Source organism: Massilia genomosp. 1 (genome assembly GCF_011682185.1).
Lineage (GTDB): Bacteria > Pseudomonadota > Gammaproteobacteria > Burkholderiales > Burkholderiaceae_D > Telluria_A > Telluria_A rubra.
In genome coordinates, this window is the sequence record NZ_WHJF01000391.1 from 1 (window position 1) to 487 (window position 487).

The following is a 487-nucleotide window of genomic DNA, read 5'->3' on the forward strand; positions in this document are numbered from 1 at the left end:
AACTGAACCCGATTCATCGTCGCCATAATCTTCTCCCGCCTGCGCCACCGCGCACGCATATGCAAGGTTGGACACGTAACGGCGACCAAAGTTCAGTTATGCTGAAGATCAGCGCTAATCACCTTATTTTTTGCCGTTCCTGTGCTGAAAGATGACCATGCTTTTGACGGAGCAATTCTCCAGGACTTAGATCCGCCGCGCCGCACGCGCAGTTTTTCATTAATCCCAGCGGGTCCGTCCACCCACTAGGATTGGGCGCATATTGATATGAATTACTGCCACCTGCAAGTCCGATCGGATCTAGGGAAACATATCGCCCGCAGTCCGCATCATAGTAGCGGAATCGGTTGTAGTTCAAGCCACCTCGTTATACACAAGTCTTGCGCGCGGTGCCGACCGTGCTGAAAACCTGTTTACATTCAATGACTTAACGCGCCCCTTGTAAACTCGCCGCATTTCAGGTTTACTTTCGTCTTTTGCGTGGACG

General features: G+C 51.5%; 1 pseudogene. It reads right to left on the reverse strand.

Going from position 1 to position 487, the window contains the following annotated elements:
* Nucleotides 1-214: 214 nt before the first annotated feature.
* A pseudogene (locus F1735_RS38420) lies at nt 215-361 on the reverse strand (RHS repeat-associated core domain-containing protein); the annotation flags it as partial.
* Nucleotides 362-487 lie beyond the last annotated feature (126 nt).